Origin of the sequence: Actinoalloteichus spitiensis RMV-1378, assembly GCF_000239155.1 — a bacterium.
Classification (GTDB): Bacteria; Actinomycetota; Actinomycetes; order Mycobacteriales; family Pseudonocardiaceae; genus Actinoalloteichus_B; species Actinoalloteichus_B spitiensis.
In genome coordinates this window covers 1-737 of record NZ_AGVX02000650.1, presented here as the reverse complement: position 1 = coordinate 737, position 737 = coordinate 1, and the positions used below count along the sequence as shown (strand labels likewise).

Sequence of the window (737 nt, the reverse complement as noted above, 5' to 3'; positions counted from 1 at the left end):
GACGCAGATGATGCACCTGCGGGACCCGGAGACCGGCGCCCACTCCTGGCACCTGCTGCTCGGACCGAACGTCTTCCGGCCCAACGACGCGTCCGGCACCGACTACGGGGTGCGAGGAGGAGTTGGGGAGAGCGGGATGCGCGGGGTGGCGCACCGCGTCGCCGACGCCCGGTACAACGCCAAGCACAAGTTCCAGTCGCTGGGCATCGGTAGGCCGAAGTCGGAATCCCGGAACTACCGGACGGCCATCGCCGAGGCGACCCTCGTGCACGAGTTCGGCCACGGCCTGCACACCGCGCACGACCCCTCGCAGTGGTTGCGGGTGCAGCAGCACGCCATGCTGGGCACTCAGCCGGTCCCGAGCGCGGCGCCGAGCGCGATGGACGTCAGCCACTACGCGACGAACAGCGGCCTGGAGTTCGTCGCCGAGGTCTTCACCGCCCAGGTGTACGGGGAGTCCTTCCCCGCCGGCGTGCGCAACGACTACGCCGAGTGGGGCGGCCCGCCGCTGCCCTCACCGCAGGCCCCGCCGCCCCGCCCCTCCCTCACCCCCGAACGCGTCAACGAGATCTACCAGGTGCAGCGGGACGCGTTGGACGAGCAGCTGGCGCAGATCCGCTCCGGCGGGGAGACGCGGTTCGACACCGTGACCTCGTCCGACGGTGGCATCACCGTGCGGGTCGAGCACGCGACCAGGGACCCCGACTGGCCGGTGAAGAAGGACGCCCTCCAAGGGG

General features: G+C 71.4%; 1 protein-coding gene. It reads left to right on the top strand.

Annotated elements, in window-relative coordinates:
* Nucleotides 1–737: hypothetical protein (locus tag ACTIDRAF_RS30775; RefSeq protein WP_157163235.1), on the top strand; the 737-nt coding region annotated here is incomplete at both ends.